The organism is Micromonospora sp. NBC_00362 (genome assembly GCF_026342155.1).
GTDB lineage: Bacteria > Actinomycetota > Actinomycetes > Mycobacteriales > Micromonosporaceae > Micromonospora > Micromonospora hortensis.
Genome location: NZ_JAPENH010000001.1, coordinates 2,803,967 through 2,822,403 on the forward strand (window position 1 = coordinate 2,803,967; position 18,437 = coordinate 2,822,403).

Annotated in this window: 15 protein-coding genes; 5 read left to right on the forward strand and 10 right to left on the reverse strand. The window is 72.6% G+C overall.

Annotation, left to right across the window (positions count from 1 at the left end; translation table 11 throughout):
* Nucleotides 1-32: 32 nt before the first annotated feature.
* Entirely contained in the window at nucleotides 33-1,895 is a 1,863-nt protein-coding gene (locus OG992_RS12730) for a hypothetical protein (protein ID WP_266303332.1), read from the forward strand.
* Here the strand turns inward: OG992_RS12730 and OG992_RS12735 are convergent, their stop codons facing one another.
* Both OG992_RS12735 and OG992_RS12740 read right to left on the reverse strand, forming a co-directional pair.
* Complete coding sequence (locus OG992_RS12735) at nucleotides 1,896-3,692, reverse strand: hypothetical protein (protein WP_266303333.1); 1,797 nt, start codon at nucleotides 3,690-3,692, stop codon at nucleotides 1,896-1,898. It abuts the gene before it with no gap.
* Nucleotides 3,692-5,641 (reverse strand): hypothetical protein, encoded by a 1,950-nt coding sequence (locus OG992_RS12740; RefSeq protein WP_266305196.1) that lies wholly within the window; start codon nucleotides 5,639-5,641, stop codon nucleotides 3,692-3,694. The genes OG992_RS12735 and OG992_RS12740 overlap by 1 nt, the downstream gene beginning before the upstream one ends.
* Before the next feature lie 347 nt (nucleotides 5,642-5,988).
* Here OG992_RS12740 and OG992_RS12745 point away from each other — a divergent pair, with 347 nt between their 5' ends.
* Complete coding sequence (locus OG992_RS12745; RefSeq protein ID WP_238683393.1) at nucleotides 5,989-7,143, forward strand: hypothetical protein; 1,155 nt, start codon at nucleotides 5,989-5,991, stop codon at nucleotides 7,141-7,143.
* Nucleotides 7,144-7,366: 223 nt separating this feature from the next.
* On the opposite strand, the gene dxs is transcribed toward OG992_RS12745, so the two are convergent.
* From dxs to OG992_RS12760, 3 genes are all read right to left on the reverse strand, one after another.
* Entirely contained in the window at nucleotides 7,367-9,313 is a 1,947-nt protein-coding gene (dxs, locus tag OG992_RS12750; RefSeq protein WP_238683351.1) for a 1-deoxy-D-xylulose-5-phosphate synthase, read from the reverse strand.
* A 115-nt stretch (nucleotides 9,314-9,428) separates the two neighbouring features.
* Nucleotides 9,429-10,649, reverse strand: a complete 1,221-nt coding sequence (locus OG992_RS12755) for a class I SAM-dependent RNA methyltransferase (protein WP_238683394.1) — start codon at nucleotides 10,647-10,649, stop codon at nucleotides 9,429-9,431.
* A gap of 70 nt (nucleotides 10,650-10,719) precedes the next feature.
* Nucleotides 10,720-12,804: an APC family permease gene (locus tag OG992_RS12760; protein ID WP_238683352.1), complete on the reverse strand. Its 2,085-nt coding sequence runs from the start codon at nucleotides 12,802-12,804 to the stop codon at nucleotides 10,720-10,722.
* Between the two features lie 163 nt (nucleotides 12,805-12,967).
* Here OG992_RS12760 and OG992_RS12765 point away from each other — a divergent pair, with 163 nt between their 5' ends.
* Nucleotides 12,968-13,633 carry a TrkA family potassium uptake protein gene (locus tag OG992_RS12765; RefSeq protein WP_112586756.1) on the forward strand — a complete coding sequence of 222 codons (666 nt, stop codon included), beginning with the start codon at nucleotides 12,968-12,970 and terminating at the stop codon, nucleotides 13,631-13,633.
* Nucleotides 13,634-13,636: 3 nt separating this feature from the next.
* Nucleotides 13,637-14,326, forward strand: coding sequence for a TrkA family potassium uptake protein (locus tag OG992_RS12770; RefSeq protein WP_238683353.1), 690 nt, complete (start codon nucleotides 13,637-13,639; stop codon nucleotides 14,324-14,326).
* 42 nt (nucleotides 14,327-14,368) lie between these two features.
* Here OG992_RS12770 and OG992_RS12775 read toward each other — a convergent pair whose 3' ends face one another.
* The 4 genes from OG992_RS12775 to dut form a co-directional block, all read right to left on the reverse strand.
* Entirely contained in the window at nucleotides 14,369-15,052 is a 684-nt protein-coding gene (locus OG992_RS12775; protein ID WP_210785171.1) for a DUF3159 domain-containing protein, read from the reverse strand.
* A gap of 25 nt (nucleotides 15,053-15,077) precedes the next feature.
* Nucleotides 15,078-15,458: an OB-fold nucleic acid binding domain-containing protein gene (locus tag OG992_RS12780; RefSeq protein ID WP_124816055.1), complete on the reverse strand. Its 381-nt coding sequence runs from the start codon at nucleotides 15,456-15,458 to the stop codon at nucleotides 15,078-15,080.
* A gap of 114 nt (nucleotides 15,459-15,572) precedes the next feature.
* The gene (locus OG992_RS12785; RefSeq protein ID WP_238683354.1) at nucleotides 15,573-16,235 is read right to left on the reverse strand and encodes a DUF3710 domain-containing protein; all 663 of its coding nucleotides are present in this window, start codon (nucleotides 16,233-16,235) and stop codon (nucleotides 15,573-15,575) included.
* A 25-nt stretch (nucleotides 16,236-16,260) separates the two neighbouring features.
* The gene (gene dut / locus OG992_RS12790; protein WP_091400603.1) at nucleotides 16,261-16,797 is read right to left on the reverse strand and encodes a dUTP diphosphatase; all 537 of its coding nucleotides are present in this window, start codon (nucleotides 16,795-16,797) and stop codon (nucleotides 16,261-16,263) included.
* A 90-nt stretch (nucleotides 16,798-16,887) separates the two neighbouring features.
* Here dut and OG992_RS12795 point away from each other — a divergent pair, with 90 nt between their 5' ends.
* Entirely contained in the window at nucleotides 16,888-17,415 is a 528-nt protein-coding gene (locus tag OG992_RS12795) for a DUF3093 domain-containing protein (protein WP_238683355.1), read from the forward strand.
* Between the two features lie 139 nt (nucleotides 17,416-17,554).
* Here the strand turns inward: OG992_RS12795 and OG992_RS12800 are convergent, their stop codons facing one another.
* Complete coding sequence (locus OG992_RS12800) at nucleotides 17,555-18,436, reverse strand: hypothetical protein (protein ID WP_266303334.1); 882 nt, start codon at nucleotides 18,434-18,436, stop codon at nucleotides 17,555-17,557.
* Nucleotide 18,437 lies beyond the last annotated feature (1 nt).

Consider the following 18,437-nt stretch of genomic DNA (forward strand, 5'->3'; position numbering starts at 1 on the left):
CTGTGCCGGTGGTAGACCCTTCGCTGAATCCCGTGACCGACGCCGACCCGGTGGAGGCCGAGTCGACACGGCGGCCTCGACGCCGTCCGGCCCGAGCCGACCTGTTGGCCCTCGGAGCCTATGTGCTGCTGGGCGTCTTCGTCTGCCTCAACTACTGGGGTGACGTCAACGGCCGGGTCTCCTCGCACCTGCCCACCGACCACAGCTGGTTCGAGTGGCTGTTCGCGCACGGCGAGTACTCGGTGCGGCACCTGGAGAACCCGCTGTTCACGGCCCGTCAGAACGCCCCGGACGGGGTGAACATGATGGCAAACACCTCGCTGCTCGGGGTGACCCTGCCGCTGGCCCCGCTGACCATGCTGCTCGGCCCCCAGGTGGTGTACGCGATCTACCTGGGCGCGGCGCTCGCGGCCACCGCTGGCACCGGCTACTGGATGCTCTCCCGCCACCTGGTGCGCTCCCGGGCGGCGGCGTTCGTCGGCGGCGCGTTCCTCGGCTTCGCGCCGGGAATCATCCACCACGCCAACGGCCAGCCGAACTTCGTCTCCAACTTCCTGCTCCCGCTGATCGTGGTGCGGGTGCTGACCCTGGGCGAGCCGGGCCGGTGGCGACGCAACGGGCTCGTGCTCGGTGCGCTGGTGGCGTACCAGATCTTCATCAACGAGGAGATGCTGCTGCTCACCGCGCTGGCCTGCCTGGTCATCGTGCTGGCGTACGCCGTGCAGCGGCCGCGAGCGACCCGGGCCGTCGCCGGCACCTTCCTGGCCGGGCTCGGCGTCGCCGGCGGGCTGGCCCTGGTGCTCACCGCGTACCCGATCTGGTTCCAGTTCAACGGCCCGCAGTCCTACCGGGGTCTGCAGGGCGGCGTGTTCCACAACTGGGGCGAGGATCTGGTCGCCTTCGTCACCTTCGCCCGGGACACCTGGGCCGGTGACCCGGCCGTGGAGAAGACCATCGGCCTGACCGAGCAGAACACCTGGTTCGGTTGGCCGCTGGTGCTGCTCTCGGTGGTGGCCCTGGTGCTGCTCGTACGCCGCTCGCTGGCCGCCCGGATCGCCGCGGTGCTCATCGTGGTGTTCAGCGTGGCCGCGATCGGGCCGTTCGTGCGCTTCAACGGTGTGGAGACCGGTGTGCGCGGCCCGTGGTCGTACGTGTCGGACGACCTGCCGCTGGTCGAGATGATGATGCCGACCCGGTTGACGCTGGTGGTCGCCGCCGCCGTGGGCGTACTGATCGCGTTGACCTGGGACGCCGCGCACCGCCAGGGGCGCCCGGTGGCCGACCAGCCGCGGGTGCCGGCCCAGCGGGTGGCCGAGGCGACCCCGGCGACGTCCGACGACGAGCCGGCCGCGCCGGCCGCCACGCGCCGCAGGTGGCTGCGCCCGGTGGGGTACGCGGCGGTCGCGCTCGCCGTGCTGCCGCTGTTCCCCCGCCCGCTGCCCGCCCAGCAGATCGACCCGCCGCCGCACTTCATCACCGCTGGCGGCTGGCGGCCGTACGTGCCGGCGGGTCGAACCCTGGTGCCCGTGCCGATCCCGAGCAACGTTCACGGTCTGCCGACGCTGCGGTGGAGTGCGCTGACCGGGCAGGAGTTCCCCGTTCCGGGCGGCTACTTCATCGGCCCGAACGAGCTGGGTGAGGGGGTCTTCGGTGCGCCGAACCGACCGACCAGCTCCCTCATCTACTCCACCATGGACAGCGGCACGGTTCCGGCGCTGACCGACGAGAACCGCCGCCAGGCCGTCGAGGACCTGCGGTTCTGGCGGGCGTCGGTGGTGGTGCTCGGGGCGCACCCCCGCGAGGCGGTGCTCCGTGAGCTGGTCACCGCCCTGATCGGGCCACCGCAGCGGGTCGACGACGTCTGGGTGTGGGACGTGCGCACCCTGGTGGGTTAGTCAGCCGACCCGGTCCCGGACGTCCCACAACCATCCGCCGTCGACCGGCCGGCCCGGGCCGAGCAGGTCGTCGACGGTCCGGCGGACCGGGTCACCGTGCTCCAGGTGCCCGAGGACGACCACCGCGGCACGCCAGTGCCGCAGGTCCTCGACGGCCTGGCGGCGGTCGGCGTCGCTGAGCACCGGCACCGCGCCGGTCTCGGCCACCTCCCGCAGCAGAACCGACGTGGGCCGGTCCGGCGCACCCCAGCGGGCCGCCGGGTCGTCCGGGCCGCTGGGCCCGATGAAGTAGCCGCCCGGCGCGGCGAACCCCAGACCGGTACGGGCGGACCAGAGCATCACCGGGCTGCGCGCGGCGCCGGTGACCGGGGGCACCGCTACCACCGTCCGGCCGGGCGGCACCAGCTGACGCCAGCCACCGGCGGCGAGAAACGCCGGCACCGGCGCGACCGGCACCACGCGGATCGGCGTCGGAATCAGGGGCAGCAACGCGGCGGCGACCGCGCCGGCCCACAGCAGCCGCACCGGCACGTCCGGCGCCACGTTCGGCCCGCGCGCGGCCCCGACCCGGTCCAGTGACAGCGCCACCAGCACACCCAGCACCGGTACGCAGACCAGCGCGAACCGGGCCGGCACCGCGAGATCGAGCAACGGCAGTCCGCCGACCAGCCGGTACGGCCCCGGAATGCCGGTGGCCTCGGCGTCCACCCGCAGTTCGTCGCCGAGCGAGAGCAGGGCGAAGACCACCCCGCAGGCGGCCAGCGCCCGGACCAGCGGTCGTCGCCACTGCCAGATCACGATCACCACGGCGAGCACCAGGAGGCCTGGGCCGAAGAACGAGTTCTCCTCGGTCGGATTCGGCGAGAGCAGCCCCGGCAGCCAGTCGTCACCCAGCACTGTCTGCCGGGCCGACGCGGTGAACGAGGTGACGTCCAGTTGGAAGCCCTGCGTGGCGAACGCCATCCCGGAGTAGTGCTGCGGGCCGTGGAACTGGAACCACAGCGGGTACGCCAACGGCACCGCCGCCACGCCGGCCGCCACCGCGAGTCGGCCGAAGAGGGCCGGCGCCAGCCGGCGTGCGGCCACCCGGTCGGCGAGCGCGTAACCCAGTGCGAAGACGCCGGCCGCGAGCACCAGGAAGACCAGCACCTCCTCGCCGATGAAGACCTGCCAGACGAGCAGCAGCCCCAGGCCGACGCCGGGCCGCCACACGCCGTGTCGCGTCGTCTCCGAGACGGGCCGGAACACCAGGGCGAGGATCGCGGGCACCAGGAACTGGGCGGCGATGTGCAGGTGGGCGCCCGCCTGAGCGATCATGCCCGGGGCGAAACCACAGATCAGCCCACCCACCGCTGCCGAGGCCCGGGTGGCGACCAGCCGGCGGCGCAGCAGCACGTACCAGGCGACGGCGGTCCCGGCGAGGCAGCAGACGACCGCCACGCAGAACGCCACCTGCGACCCGAAGAGCAGGGTGACCGGGGTGAGCGGGACACCCAGGCCGAGCACCGAGGTGTTCGCCATCAGGTTGACCCCGTCGGGCGCGTTCAACCCGGCGCTGAAGAGCGGGTTCTCCCCCTCGACCACGGCATGCGCCGCGTGGGCCAGCATCCACTCGAAGAGGATCTGGTCACCCGCCTGGTGGAACAGCCGCCACGGGTGACCCCACTGCCCGCTGGTCACCAGCACGGCGAGGCCCAGATAGCCGGCCACCACCAGCGCGTCCCGCAGCCAGGCCGGACGGAACACGCCGACCGTCGCCGGGGGCGCGATGTTCGGGGACGTCGTCCCGGTGGTCATCAGACCGAACGGTCGGTGAGCGTCCGGACGTCCCAGACCCAGACGTCCAACTCCTGGCGGCCCGGGCCGACCAGCTCCTCGACCGTACGTCGCAGCGGCTCGGCGTTCTGCTGCCGCACTGGCAGCACCAGGATCGCCGCCCGCCAGTGCCGCAGCTCGTCGGCGAAGCGCCGACGCTGCCGGTCGTCCAGCTTGGGCGTACGGCCGGTGGTCGCCACCTCCTCCAGCATCTGACCAACCCCGCTGGGACGACCGCCGAACCGGCCCGCGTCACCGGTGTTGCCGTTGCGGGGCGCGAGGAAGTAACCACCGGGGATCTTGAAGTCGAGGTTGGTGGCCGCCGCCCAGCGCATGCCGTGCGTGTTGCCCATGCTGGGCACCGGGATCGGCACCAGCGTCTGGTCCGGCCCGACGTACGCCCGCCACCGGTCGGCAGTGATGAAGTCCGGCACCGGCGGCCGGGAGACCATCCGCAGGGGCATCGGTGCGATCGGCAGCAGCGCGAAGGCCAGGCCCGCGGCGGTGAGCACGTGGACGGTACGGCGGTCGGCCGGGCGTAGCGCCCAGGCCCGCTCGACGGCGAGCGCCAGCAGCAGGCCGATCACCACGCTGGTGATGAGCCCGAACCGGGTCGGCACCACAGCGTCCAGCAGCGGCAGGTGGACCAACCACTGCCACGGCCCGGTGATCAGCTCGCGGTCCCACCAGGAGACCCGCTCGCCGAGGGAGAGCACGGCGAAGAACACGCCGGTCACCGCGAGCGCCCGAACGATCAACTCCCGGCGTAGCCAGACCACGATGCCGATGGCCAGCATCGACAGGCTCCAGCCGAAGAAGGCGTTCTCCTCGGAGTAGTTCGGCGCCAGGTTGATGTTGGCCCGCTGGTTGCCGCCGAGGGTGGGCGAGCCGGGGGCGAAGAAGGCGGCGATGTCGTTGCCGTAGTCCTTCACCGCGTCGCTGAGCCCGTGGTACGCCATCGGCCCGGCGAACTGCACGTAGAGCGGGTACGCCAGCAGCGCCCCGGCCAGCAGCGCGCAGGTCACCACGCCGGCGCCCAGGGGTCGCCACGCCGCCCGCCACCGGGCCGGCTCCTGGGCCAGCACCGCCAGCAGGAAGACGCCGCAGGCCAACGCCGTGAAGAGCAGGATCTCCTCGTTGATGAACGCCTGCGCGGTGACCAGCAGGGCGAGCAGGGCCCCATCCCGGACCGGTTTTCCGGAGCGGGTGAGCACCAGCACCCGCCACACGATGAACGGCAGCAGGAACTGGCTGATGATGTTCGGGTGCCAACTGGCGTGCGAGAGCATCGCGGGCGAGAACCCGCAGAACCAGCCGCCGACCGCCGCCGCGAGCGGGGTACGCACCAGGTGGCGGGAGAGCATCAGGTACCAGGCCATGGCGGTGCCGGCGAGACCGAGCGTGACCAGCACCACGAAGGAGACCGCCGGTCCGAAGAGCAGCGTCACCGGGACCATCGGGATGCCCAGCGCCAACACGGCCGTGTTGGCCATCAGGTTGACGCCGTCCGGGTAGTTGAACTGCTCGGTGTAGAACGGGTACTCGCCGTGCAGCACCACGCGTACCGAGTGGGCGAGGAAGAACTGCACCTGCGCCGGGTCACCGGTGTAGAGCGAGGCCACCCGACCGGACGGGTCCAGCCAGATCCGGCTGGTCACCCAGAGTGCGGCGAGCAGGAACAGCCCGCCCACCGCCAGGTGCTGCCGACGCCGAGTCCACCGGCGCCACCGCGCCCGCGTCGGCACCGCGCTCTCGGCCGCCGCTCCGGGCTCGGCCCGCGTTTCGGGCACTGCCGGCGTTTCTGGGTCGGTCGGCACGTCGGGATTGGCCGGCGCTGTGGTGGGGGCGGTCGGCGCTTCGGGCTCGGCCGGTGCCGCGGTGCGGGCGGTCGGCGCTTCGGGCTCGGCCGGTGCTGCGGTGCGGGCGGTCAGCGCTTCGGGCTCGGCCGGCGCTGTGCTGGGGGCGGTCAGCGCGGGCGGGCCGGCGAAGAGGCCGGCCGGTGTGCGGTAACTCACCAGCTCGGCGGAGTCGGCTGCCGCCTCCGGGTGCGGCGCGGGCAGGGCGCGGGACTCGGCAGGCGTCACAGTCGGCGGAGTCTACCGGAGCAACCAAAACGCCCTAAACCCCCGGTGCTGTCCATTGTGGTGGGTACGAGGCCGGCCAACTGAGGTGCCGCATCGGACATCTCGTACTATGGCGCTTTCCGACAGCGACGGCGAGGCGATCGGGGGCGGGCCAGGTGACTGCAGGCCGTCGGTACGGCAGGGCGCTTCCCGTCCTGCTGAGCGCGCTGCTGGCTGGCACGGCCTGCGGTCCGGTAGCCGAGCGGAAGCCGCAGGACCTCCGGGTCGGGTACGACAGCCTGGACGGCACCCTCGCCGTGTGGCCACCCCGAGGCGACCTCTCCGGGGACGCCACGGCGACGGCGGCGGTCACCGCAGCGGTCCGGAACTGGCGGTCGCCGGCCGACGACCGCGCGCATCTGCCCTCGTCCGGCATCCTCTTCTCCGGTCGGGTCGACGGCGCCCCGGTGGCGCTGGTGGCCGCCGACGTACCCGGCGAAAGCGCCTCCTGGCTGCTGCAACTGACCCGCGAGGGCGACCGGTACGCGGTGACCCGCGCCACCGAGTACACCGATCCGGGTTACCTCGTCTACTCCGACGTGCTGCCGGTGCAGACGGCCGGCGGTCGGCGTTACCTGGTCTCGGCCCGGGTGCAGAGCCTGCTCGGGCCGCAGGACCGGACGTTGAGGATCGCGGACGGTCTCAGCGCACCTGTCGACGTGCCGTCCTGCACGGCTGTCGGCGTGACCGCGACCCTGCGAACCACGGAGTCGCTCCCCCGTGGGCGGGCCGCCGACCGGCTGCTCGACCTGGGCACCGGCACCGTCGACCCGCGCTACCCGTTGGTCCGCGACGAGTCCGGTACGGGCCGGCGGGCGCTCACCGGCCTGGACACCTGCGTGCTGTCCGGCGATCGGGGCCCCTTCGGCAGCATCCCGCGCCGGATCGGGGACCGGGACGCCCCACGCTCGGTACCGACGTCCTGGCCGATGGCGAAGCTCACCGTGCGCTCGCTGGGCGAAGTCGCCCTCGGCGGTGGCGAGCCGGCCGAGTTGCAGCAGCTCAGCTGGGACACCGACGCCGGCGCGATGACGGCGGTAATCTACCGACCGGCCGACGGGAGCGCGCCGGTCGTCTCACCCGCCGACCGGGCCACCCCCTTGCAGGCGTACCAACTTCCGGTGCCCGGTCAGCCGCTGGTGGTGCTGAGCTGGCGGGCCACCCGGGACAGCTCCCTGTCCGTTCCGCCGGGCACTCCCCTGCTGGTCGAGCGCCCCGGCCTGGCGGTCATCCCCACCCCGTCCCGCTCCCAGACCTACAGCCTCGCCAACACCGACAAAACCCACTACCGCTCAATCTCCCCCCGCTAAACCCCACCCCCACCCCCACCCCCACCCCGCCCCACCCCACCCCACCCGCGCGATCTTGCACTTTCTGTGCCGACAAATCGACACGCAAGGTGCAATACGCCAACCGAAAGTGCAAGATCGGCGGAGGCAGGGCGGGGCGCGCAGGGCGGGGCGCGAAGGGCAGGGCGGGGTTGGATATGCGACGGCGGGCGTCCCGAGGGACGCCCGCCGTCGTTCGTTCTCGTCAGTTCTGTGCGGCCGCGTCGCTGGGGGTGAGGCGGTCCGGGGTGGCATCCAGGCCGGAGATCCAACCGGTGACGTTGCGGGCCACGTCCTGAGCGGTCAGACCCAGGTCGGCGAGGATCTGCGCGCGGGTGCCGTGCGGGTGCCAGTCGGCCGGCACACCCAGATCCTTGAGCGGTACCCGGACGTCGGCGTCACGCATCGCCTGGGCGAGCGCGTCGCCCACCCCGCCGACCCGGACGCCGTCCTCGACGCTGACCACGAGCCGGTGGCGGGCGGCCAGGTCGACCAGTTCCGCCGGGACCGGACGCACCCAGCGCGGGTCGACGACGGTGACCCCGTAGCCCTGCTCGGCGACCCGGGCGGCCACCTCCATGCCCAACTGGCCGAAGGAGCCGACGGCGACGAGCAGCACGTCGGTACGGGCGGACTCGGCCAGCACGTCGACGGTGCCGACCCGGCGCAGCGCCGGCAGGTCCGCGGCGACGGCACCGGTCGGGAACCGCACCACTGTCGGGCCGTTGTCGACGGCCAGCGCCTCGCGCAACTCCTCCCGGAGGGTGGCGGCGTCGCGGGGAGCGGCGATCCGCAGCCCCGGCACCACCCCGAAGACCGACATGTCCCAGATGCCGTAGTGGCTGGGCCCGTCCGGGCCGGTGATGCCCGCCCGGTCCAGCACGAAGGTCACCGGCAGCTTGTGCATCGCCACGTCCAGCAGGACCTGGTCGAAGGCGCGGTTGAGGAAGGTGGCGTAGACCGCGACCACCGGGTGCAGGCCACCGAGCGCCAACCCGGCCGCCGAGGTGGCCGCGTGCTGCTCGGCGATGCCCACGTCGTACACCCGCTCGGGGTATTTGCGGGCCAGCTTGGCGATGCCGGTCGGCTCGGCCATGGCGGCGGTGATGCCCACCACGTCCGGGCGCTCGTCGGCGATGGCCAGCAGCTCGTCGGCGAAGACGTGCGTCCACTTCACCGACGGGGCGGCCAGCAGCGCGCCGGTCTCCACGTCGAAGGCGCTGCCGGGCCCGTGCAGGCAGTCCGCCTCGTCCTCCTCGGCGGGGCGGTAGCCGTAACCCTTGCGGGTGACGGCGTGCACGATGACCGGGCCGCCGAAGTTCTTGGCCGCGCGCAGCGCCGCCTCGACCGCGCCCACGTCGTGCCCGTCCACCGGGCCCACGTACTTGATGCCCAGGTCCTCGAACATGGCCTGCGGGGCGACCGCGTCCTTGATGCCCTTCTTGACAGCGTGCAGCACCTCGTACATCGGCTTGCCGACCAGCGGCGTGGAGCCGAGGGCGTCCTTGACGGTGTCCAGGACCTTCTCGTAGCCGGGGTTGAGCCGCAGCGAGGAGAGGTGGTCGGCCAGCCCGCCGATGGTCGGCGAGTAGGACCGGCCGTTGTCGTTGACGACGATCACGAGGGAGTTGCCGGCGGTGGCGATGTTGTTCAGCGCCTCCCAGCACATGCCGCCGGTCAGCGCGCCGTCACCGACCACTGCCACGACGCTGCGCGCCTCGCCCCGGAGGGCGTACGCCTTGGCGAGGCCATCGGCGTAGGACAGCGCCGTGGAAGCGTGCGAGTTCTCGATGAGGTCGTGCTCGCTCTCCGCCTGGCTGGGGTAGCCGGAGAGGCCACCGCGCTGACGGAGCTTGTCGAAGCCGGCCTGACGTCCGGTAAGGATCTTGTGTACGTACGCCTGGTGGCCGGTGTCGAACAGGAGCCGGTCACGGGGGGAGTCGAAGACGCGATGCATGGCGAGCGTCAGCTCGACCACACCGAGGTTGGGCCCGACGTGCCCGCCGGTACGGGAGACCTTGGTGATCAGGAAGTCCCGGATCTCGGCGGCGAGGACGTCCAGTTCCTCGCCGGACATCCGCTTGACGTCCTGCGGACCGCGAACCGTCCCCAGCAGCCGGCCGTGGTTGGCCGTGTCCTCTTCAACACTCATGACCGGAGAGTCTATCGGCCCCCCGGTACTCCGCAGCCTGGCCCGAGCCCCACGCACCCGCGCCTGGCGGGGAGTGGGCAGCTGAGCACCCGGTCAGGCGCCGACGTCGGGTGTTCTACCGCCCGTCCGGGGGAAGCAGCAGCCCGACCTGCTCGACGTGCTGCGTCATCGGGAAGAGGTCGAAGCCCCGTAGCGCCGCCAGCCGCCAACCGAGGTCGGCGAAGGTACGCACGTCCCGGGCGAAGGCGGCCGGGTCACAGGCCACGTACGCGACCGCCCGCGGGCCGGCGGCGACCAGCGCGCGGACCACCTGGGCGCCGGCCCCGGAGCGCGGCGGGTCGAGCACCACCACGTCGACCGGGCCGGTGATTCGTCGGCGGGCCAGCGCGGTCTCCACCCGGGCCGACACCACCTCGACGCTGGGCAGGTCGGCGAGGTTCTCCCGGGCGGCGGCGACACCCTGCGCCGCCGCTTCGACCACTGTCACCCGGCCGGTCGCGCCGACCCGAGCGGCCAGCCCGGCGGCGAACAGCCCAGCACCGCCGTAGAGGTCCCAGGCGACCTCGCCCGGCTGCGGGTCCAGCAACTCCAGCACGGCGGCGGAGAGGGTGTCTGCGGCGGCCGGGTGCACCTGCCAAAACGCGGACGCGGGCAGCGTCCAGTCCCGTCCGGCGGCGACCTCGCGGACCTCGGTCGGGCCACTGACCGGTACGGGCATCCCGTCGCGGATCTCCGTGATGGTCACGTCCCCGCCGGTGCTGGCGACGGTCTCCACGGCCTCGGCGGCCGGCCAGCGCGCACCGGTGGGGGTGAGCACCGGCAGCTGCTGGATGGCCGGGTGGGCGATCCGGCAGCGGTCGATCGGCACCACCTCGTGCGAGCGGTGCTTGAGCAGGCCGGCCCGGTCGGCGGCGTCGACCGCGTAGCGGACCCGGGAGCGCCAGCCGAGCAGCCCACCGGGCAACGCCTCGACCCGGACGCCGAGCCGGTCCAGCTCGACGTCGGTCAGCCCACCGAGGCGGACCAACTGCTCGCGGACCACAGCGGTCTTCCAGGCCAGCTGCGCGGCCGGTGCGACGTGCTGGAGGTCGCAGCCCCCGCAGGCGCCCGGCTTGGCGTACGGGCAGGGCGGCTCGACCCGATCCGGTGAGGGTTCCAGCACTGTCACCGCGTCGGCCCGGACGAACCCCCGGTGCACCTCGGTGACCTCGGCGATGACCCGTTCACCGGGCAGCGCGTGTCGGACGAAGACCACCTGCCCGTCCACCCGGGCGACACAGTGCCCTCCGGGGGCGACCGCGTCTACGGTCAGCTCGACCCGGTCCGTCTCGGCCAGCCCCCGCTCGAACGTCGACGAGGTCGACGCCGACGGCGTCCTGGGTGTCGCGGTCCGCGGACCGCCCGGCTCAGTCACGTGTGTTTCCCATCGTTGCGCTGTTCTCGGGCCCGCCCTCGCTGGGCGGCGCGGCGGCCACCGGCGGGGCGGCGCCCAGCGGTGGCACGGCGCTCCGTGGCCCACGCGCCGGGGTCCGGGACAGTGTGGCGTCCAGCCGGTCCAGGTTCTTGCTCGCTGTCGACGCGAGCTGCCACGGCACGCTGACCACCATCACCCCCGGCTCGAAGAGCAGCCGACCCTTGAGGCGCAGGGCGCTCTGGTTGTGCAGCAGGTTCTCCCACCAACGGCCGACCACGTACTCCGGAATGAACACGGTGACCACGTCCCGGGGCGACTTGCGCCGGGTGGAGGCGACGAAGTCCAGGATCGGGCGGGTGATCTCCCGGTACGGCGAGTCGATCACGGTGAGCGGGATGGCCATCTCTCGGCGCTCCCAGTCGGCCTGCAGGTCCCTGGTGTCCTTCTCGTCCACGTTGACTGTCACCGCGGTGAGCGTGTCCGGTCGGGTGGCGCGGGCGTAGGCGATGGCCCGCAGCGTCGGCTGGTGCACCTTGCTGACCAGCACGATCGCGTGGTTGCGGGCGGGCAGCACGGCCCGGCCCTCGTCCGGTGGGGTCAGCTCGACGGCGATCCGGTCGTAGTGCCGCCGGATCGCCAGCATCAGCACGTAGATCACCGCCATCGCGGCGATGGCGATCCACGCGCCGAGCAGGAACTTGGTGATCAGGACGATCACCAGCACCGCGCCGGTCAGGCCCGCGCCGAACGTGTTGATCGCCCGGGAGCGGACCATCCGGCGGCGCGCCTCCGGGTCCCGCTCGGTGCGCAGGTGCCGGTTCCAGTGCCGGATCATGCCGACCTGGGAGACGGTGAACGAGACGAAGACCCCGACGATGTAGAGCTGGATCAGCTTCGTCACCTCGGCCTGGAAGCCGACGATCAGCACGATCGCGAAGAGGGCGAGGAAGGTGATGCCGTTGGAGAAGGCCAGCCGGTCGCCCCGGGTGTGGAACTGGCGGGGCAGGTAGCGGTCCTGGGCCAGGATCGAGCCGAGCACCGGGAAGCCGTTGAACGCGGTGTTCGCGGCCAGGAACAGGATCAGGGCGGTCACCCCGGCCAGCACGTAGAGCAGGATCGACCCGGAACCGAAGACGGTCTCCCCGAGCTGGGTGGTGACCGTCTTCTGCACGTACCCCTCGGGGCCGGACACGATCTGGAGGTTCGGATCCTCGACGAACTGCAGGTGGGTGAGCCGGGCCAGCCAGATGATCCCGACCAACATGCTCACCGAGATGGTGCCGAGCAGCAGCAGGGTGGTGGCGGCGTTGCGGCTCTTCGGCGCCTTGAACGCCGGAACCCCGTTGGAGATCGCCTCCACGCCGGTGAGCGCGGCGGCGCCCGAGCTGAACGTCCGCAGCAGCAGGAAGACGAGCGCGAAACCGGTGACGCTGTGCTCGGCCTGGATCACCAGGTCGGCGCTCGGCGCGCGCAGCTCGTCGCCCAGCACGAAGACCCGGAACAGCCCGGTGAGCAGCATCCCGAGCATCACGATCACGAAGCCGTAGGTGGGGATGGCGAACGCCGTGCCCGACTCGCGCAGCCCACGCAGGTTGACAGCGGTGAGCAGGACCACAGCGCTCACCGCGATCAGGACCTTGTGGGTGGCCACGAACGGCACCACCGAGCCCAGGTTGGCCACCCCGGAGGAGACCGACACCGCCACGGTGAGCACGTAGTCGACCAGCAACGCGCTGGCCACCCCGACGCCGAACTTCGGCCCCAGGTTGACAGTGGCCACCTCGTAGTCGCCGCCACCGGACGGGTAGGCGTGCACGTTCTGCCGGTAGCTGGCCACCACGGTGAGCATCACCACGACCACGGCCAGCGCGATCCACGGCGAAAAGAAGTACGCGGACGCGCCGGCGATGGAGAGGGTCAGCAGGATCTCGTCGGGCGCGTACGCGACGCTGGACAGCGCGTCGGAGGCGAACACGGGCAGCGCGATGCGCTTCGGCAGGAGGGTGTGCTGAAGCCGGTCGGACCGGAACGGTCGACCGAGGAGAAGCCGCTTCAGCAGCGAGGTGGGACTGGCCACGAACGCCAAGAGTACGACCACCACGGCGGGGGCGCGGGGGTGGGCGATCACCGCTGCTCGTGACGGCGGGGTACGGTCGGTCCCCGCTCGCGACCGGGACGTGGCAGGCTCGCACTCGAAGGCCACCGGCAGCGCCAGCGGTACGCACCTTGGGAGGGACAGCGTGCACGTCGTGATCATGGGATGTGGTCGGGTCGGGTCGACGCTCGCCCACAGCCTGGAGTCCCGAGGGCACTCGGTGGCGGTGATCGACCAGGACGCCGACGCCTTCCGCCGGCTCGGCCCCGACTTCGCCGGGATCACGGTGACCGGGGCCGGTTTCGACGGCGAGGTGCTCCGGCAGGCCGGCATCGAGCGCGCGGACGCCTTCGCGGCGGTGTCCAGCGGCGACAACTCCAACATCATCTCGGCTCGGCTGGCCCGCGAGACGTTCGGTGTGTCCCGGGTCGCCGCCCGCATCTACGACCAGCGCCGGGCGCAGGTCTACGAGCGGCTGGGCATCCCCACGGTGGCGACCGTGCGGTGGACGGCGGACCGGATGCTGCGACACCTGGTGCCGGAGGGCAACGTGGAGATCTTCCGCGACCCCACGAGCACGGTGTCGATCGTCGAGGTGCCCGTACACAAGGACTGGATCGGCCGACCGGTGCGGACGCTGGAGGACGCGACCGGGGCGCGGGTGGCCTACCTGATCCGCTTCGGCATCGGCACGCTGCCCACCGGCTCCACGGTCATGCAGGAGGGCGACCAGGTGTTCATGCTGGTCAGCGATGACATCGTGGCGACGGTCACGTCGGTGGCGGCGACGCCGCCGGAAGGAGGGCACTGAGCCATGCGGGTCGCCATCGCGGGCGCGGGCAACGTGGGCCGCTCGATCGCCCAGGAGCTGATCGACAACGGCCACCAGGTGATGCTGATCGAGCGTCAGCCCAAGATGCTGCGCCCGGACCGGGTGCCGGCCGCCGAGTGGGTGCTGGCCGACGCGTGCGAGCTGTCCAGCCTGGAGGAGGCCGACGTCGCCGGCTGCGACGTGGTGGTCGCGGCGACCGGCGACGACAAGACCAACCTGGTGCTGTCGCTGCTGGCCAAGACCGAGTTCGCGGTGCCCCGGGTGGTCGCCCGGGTCAACCGGGCCGAGAACGAGTGGTTGTTCACCGAGCAGTGGGGCGTGGACGTCGCGGTGAGCAAGCCGCGGGTGATGGCCGCGCTCGTCGAGGAGGCGGTCACCGTCGGCGACCTGGTCCGGCTGATGACCTTCCGACAGGGCGAGGCGAACCTCGTCGAGATCACCCTGCCGCCGACCGCCCCCTACGTCGGTCAGCCGATCCACGCCGTGCCGCTGCCCCGCGACTCCGCACTGGTGGCGATCCTGCGCGGCAAGCGGGTCCTGGTGCCCAGCCCGGACGACCCGATCGAGGCCGGCGACGAGCTGATCTTCGTCTGCACCGCCGAGGTGGAGGACCAGGTCCGCCAGGTGGTCCTCGGGCCGGACAGCGTCGAACGGACGCGCGGCTCACGCTGAGCCCGACCGGCGCGCTGAGCGGCCCGGATGACCGGGCGCCGCTCAGGCGCTGGGCAGCGGGGCCGGCGGCGACTCCCGGGTGACCCGACGCACCGTCCAGACCGTGATCAGCAACAGCAGCGCGTACGGCGGGTAGCCCAGCGCCAGCCGGGCCACGCCCAGGGCGGTGTCCTGGTGGGCCAGGTAGAGCCCGGCCTGCACCCCCACCTTGGCCAGCCAGACCACGCCCCAGAGCACTGTCAGCTGGGTGAAGGTGCGCACCAGCTTCGGGTCGGACCGCCACTCCGAACGGCCCTTGGCCACCAGGACCGACCAGATCCAGCCCACCAGCGGCTGGCGGATCGCGGCCGAGATCAGCAGGGCGATGCCGTAGCCGATGCCGTAGAGGATGCCGGGAAGGTAGAAGTCACGCTCATCGCCGGTGCGCCACGCGATGGCCGCGCCGACGCCGACGCCGAAGAGCCCGTTGACGGCGTGCCGGATCGGTCGACGCTGGGCCAGCCGCAGCCCTGCGATCAGCACGGCGACCGCGATCGACGCGATCACCGCCGGCCGCAACTCGCCGATGATGTTGGCGACGACGAACACCACTACCGGAATGCTGGACTCGACCAGCCCGCGCCAGCCGCCGAGCTGATCGGCCATCTGCTCGGCGATCGTCGGCAGCGGCTCCTCGTCCTGAGGGTCGGTATCCGGCTGTGCCGCCCGGTCCTGTCCCGTCGTCATCGCCGGCCTTCCGTCCGCAGTGCCATCACTTGGGCGAGTCCAGCTCGTAGTAGGGGTTGTAGATGACCTTGCGGTCGTCCCGCACGGCCACCCGGCCACGGGCGGTCAGATGCCGGCCCGGCTCGATCCCGGCGATGTGCCGTCGACCCAGCCAGACCAGGGTCACCACGTCACTGCCGTCGTACAGGTCGGCCTCGAGGGTGGGCAAATTGGTGCGCGGCGTATAGACCACGGTGCGCAGCCGACCGGCGACCGAGACCAGCTGACCCCGGGAGCACTGCTGGGCGGGGATTCCGCCGCACTCGGCGCTCTCCCGACGCAGCTCCTGCGCGTCGATCTCGGCCTCGCTGGCGGTGAACCTCTGCAGGATGCGCCGCAGCGACACCCGGCCCTCGTCGGTCGTCATGACCTCCGCGTCACCCTCTCCACGCTCGCCGTCCCCGGCCGGCGCCGGCGGCGCCGGAACCGTGCCGCCAGCGTACGCCGACGGGGCTGGTTCCGGCGGGCCGGTGCGCGCCGGTCAGACCTGACGCGGCGCGGCGGCGGCGTCGCCCGCCTCGGCCTCGGCCTGGTCGGCGATCTCCCGGGGCAGCCGCAGCGGCAACGGCTCGCGGACCGGCTTCGCCTCCTGCCCACGGTCGACCACCAGGCCGTCCAGGCACTCGACGAGCGGGCCGGCCATTGCCGGGTCGGTCGCCACCGGGCCCTGGAACACGCCCCGGACCATCCAACGCGGCCCGTCGATTCCGACGAACCGCAGGTTCGTCGCGCCGTCCGGGGTGTTCACCTGGGCGTGCAGCTCCGGGCCGTACTCGCCGGCGACCTCCTGCGCGCTCGCGCCGTCACGGAGCAGCGACTGCCGGATCTCCTCGCGCACCTCGTCCCAGATCCCCTCGGACCGGGGGGCGGCGAAGACGCCCAACTGGAGCGCGTTGTCACCGTGCACCAGCACCACCTGCTGGACCACACCCTGCGGGTCGGCCTGCACCCGCACCTCGACGTCGGCGATCGCCGGGATGTGCAGGCTGCCCAGGTCGAGTCGCTGCACGTCGTCGTAGCTCTCGGAGATGTCGTACGGGCCGCGCTCCAGCGTCGGCGTGGCATCGCCCTGGTCCGGGACCTGGGTAGCCCGCTCGTCACGGGTCTGCCGCTCCGCATCGGCCCGCTTTCGGGAGAAGATCACTGCGCCTGCCCTCCGCTGTTCACACTCACCCTGCCACCTCTTCCGTCTGCCCGCGGCCCGGCTCGCTCGGCCGCCGCTCGACCCGGTCCTGGCCCGTCGGCGACGGCACCAGCCCGGCGTGCCCACCGGTGGACCCGTGCCCACCAGTCCCGCGCCGGGACGCGGGCAGCTCGACCACCGGCTCGAACCGCGCCCGCGCGACCTGCTGGACCACGAGCTGCGCGATCCGATCGCCGCGGGAGATCTTCGCCGGCACATCCCGATCATGATTGATCAGGTTGACCAGGATCTCACCCCGGTAGCCGGCGTCGACCGTACCGGGCGCGTTGAGCACCGTCACGCCGAGCCTGGCCGCCAGACCGGAGCGGGGATGGACCAGTCCCACGTACCCCTCCGGAAGCGCGATGGCCACACCGGTGGGCACCAGGGCACGGCCGCCGGGTGGCAGCTCCACGTCCGCGGCCGCCACCAGGTCGGCCCCGGCGTCGCCGGGATGGGCGTACGTGGGCAACGGCAGCTCCGGGTCGAGCAGCTGCACGGGCACGGGTACGACGTCGGTCACGGGTCCCCTCTTCCGTCCGGTTCGCGGGGTGACCCTGCCATCCTGCCGGTTCGTCGAGCCGCCGTGCGCCGTACCCTCGCAGGAGTGAGCATGTCGCCCTCCCCGTCCGCCGATCAGCCGCCGGTCTCCGCCCGCTCGGCGTACACCGAGCGGCTGGATCTGCCCTGGTGGCTGTGGCTGGCCGGGCTGGTGGCCGCCGCGTTGCTGGCCGTCGAGATCTGGATGGGCGCCTCCGGCGTCCGCGCCTGGCTGCCGTTCGCCGTGTTGGTGCCGCTCACCGCGGTCGGGCTGTGGTGGCTGGGCCGGATCCGGGTCGGGGTGACCGACGGCGAGCTGCGGGTGGACGACGCCCGCCTGCCGGTCCGTTTCGTGGCCGACGTGGTGCCGCTGGACGTGGCCGGCCGACGTGAGGTGCTCGGTGTCGGCGCGGACCCGCTCGCCTTCGTGGTGCAGCGACCGTGGATCGGCGGGGCCGTGCAGGTGATCCTCGACGATCCCGAGGATCCGACCCCGTTCTGGGTGGTGAGCACCCGGCACCCGGTCGAGCTGGCCGAGGCGGTGCTGACCGCACGGGACGCCCTGTCGGCTTCCCACCCGACGGCGGGCGAGCTGGGCTGAGCCGACGCCGACGGGCTGGCTCAGGAGCCGGTCGGACGGCATGGGCCCGCTCAGGAGCCGGTCGGACGGCATGGGCCCGCTCAGGAGCCGGTCGGACGGCATGGGCCCGCTCAGGAGCCGGTTCGACGGTGAGGCCCGCTCAGGTGCCGGTGGGCGGGCCTGGGAGGGCCGCCGGTGGCGCGGGCCGGGCGATGCCCCGCCGACGCAGGTCGACCTGGAGTTGCTCGGCCATCTGCTGGGTGGCCCGGCGGTTGAGGAAGCTGGCCACCGCCGCGCCGGTCAGGAACGGCCCCAGCGTGGTGAGGTTGCGCCCGAAACGCCGCAGCAGCATGTCCCGCAACTCCTTGCGGGCGGCGGTGCCGAGCACCGCTCCCACTCCCACGCCGGGCACCATCGGGTTGACGCCGCGTTGAGTGGCCCACGAGTGCACCAGCGCGACCGCCCGTTGACTGCCGGCGGCCGGTAGTGCCACGCCGTGGATCTCGTGCAACTCGCCGACGAGTTTCAGCTCCACCGCCACCACGGCCACTGTCTCGGCGGCGAGCAGCACCGGCGCGGAGAGCAGGGTGGGGGCCACCGTCCACTCGACGGCCGCGACGCCCCCACCGGCAGCGCCGATCGCGGCGGTGGTCCTCGACGCGTTACGGATGAGCCGGTCGGCCAGGGCGACGTCGTCCAGGCCGGGGAAGTGTTGGCGCAGCGTGTCCAGGTCCCGTACCGGTACGTGCGGGGCGATCTCGGCGACGGCGTCGACCATCCACCGCACGGCGGCGCGGGGCTTGAACAGGTCGGAGACGCCCCGCGCACGGGCCTGCCCGACCATCCGGGTCAGCAGTTGGCGGCGTCTGGCCGGCGCGATGTCGTCAGCGGTCAACGCCGCCACGGTGGCACCGAGGTCGTCGGTGCCACGGGTGGCGCCGAGGTCGTCCGTGCCGCCATCGGTGGCGCCGAGGTCGTCCGTGCCACGGGTGGCGCCGAGGCCGTCCGTGCCGCCATCGGTGGTGCCGCCTCGATCGCTCATC

Excerpts from the sequence above, each read along its gene's own strand:
- dxs (WP_238683351.1), bottom strand. The coding sequence starts at position 9,313 with ATGAGTGTTGAAGAGGACACGGCCAACCACGGCCGGCTGCTGGGGACG.
- OG992_RS12775 (WP_210785171.1), bottom strand. The coding sequence starts at position 15,052 with ATGACGACGGGACAGGACCGGGCGGCACAGCCGGATACCGACCCTCAG.
- OG992_RS12770 (WP_238683353.1), top strand. The coding sequence starts at position 13,637 with ATGCGGGTCGCCATCGCGGGCGCGGGCAACGTGGGCCGCTCGATCGCC.
- OG992_RS12800 (WP_266303334.1), bottom strand. The coding sequence starts at position 18,436 with ATGAGCGATCGAGGCGGCACCACCGATGGCGGCACGGACGGCCTCGGC.
- OG992_RS12735 (WP_266303333.1), bottom strand. The coding sequence starts at position 3,692 with ATGACCACCGGGACGACGTCCCCGAACATCGCGCCCCCGGCGACGGTC.
- OG992_RS12795 (WP_238683355.1), top strand. The coding sequence starts at position 16,888 with ATGTCGCCCTCCCCGTCCGCCGATCAGCCGCCGGTCTCCGCCCGCTCG.
- OG992_RS12780 (WP_124816055.1), bottom strand. The coding sequence starts at position 15,458 with ATGACGACCGACGAGGGCCGGGTGTCGCTGCGGCGCATCCTGCAGAGG.